The organism is Bacteroidales bacterium (assembly GCA_029210725.1).
GTDB lineage: Bacteria > Bacteroidota > Bacteroidia > Bacteroidales.
This window is the reverse complement of the sequence record JARGFM010000067.1, coordinates 1-527: the sequence shown is the minus strand read 5'-3', so window position 1 is coordinate 527 and position 527 is coordinate 1. Positions and strand designations below refer to the sequence as shown.

Sequence of the window (527 nt, the reverse complement as noted above, 5' to 3'; positions counted from 1 at the left end):
GAAGTGAACAAACCAAGGGCTATCAGATCAAAGATGGCAAAGTTATCTGTGAGGCAAATCTTCAGATGCATCGGAGGGGCAAAATGCGCCCCAAACACACCGGGATTCTTTACTGCCAGTACAGCTGTCCAATCAAGTATGATAAAAAGGTTCAATCCCAACACCTCGCATGTCCCATACTCCATCCAAAGTTCTTTAAAGGCAAAGGATGCAACGTTCTAATTCGGCTTGAACCAACCATCCGGTCAGAAATCGGTTATGATACCCAGGAATTCAAAGAACTCTATAAAAAACGTACCTCTGTTGAACGGATCTTCTCACGCCTGTTGGCCATTGCTATGCAGCACCCAACAGTCAGAGGCTATAATGCTAATCGCAATCATGCAACCATAGCCCATATCTCTGTTTTGCTTGTCGCTCTGACGGCCTACAAAACGGGCCAGAAGGATAAAATGCGATTTGTGAAGTCATTTGTACCAAATTTTCTAAATTAGACGGCAATCCAAATTAGTTTTGTGAAGCCCTAT

The 527-nt window shown here is 43.6% G+C and carries 1 protein-coding gene; it reads left to right on the top strand.

All coding sequences use genetic code 11. From position 1 onward, the window contains the following. Positions 1–494: hypothetical protein (locus P1P86_16600; protein MDF1576807.1), on the top strand; the 494-nt coding region annotated here is incomplete at its 5' end. Positions 495–527: the final 33 nt, after the last annotated feature.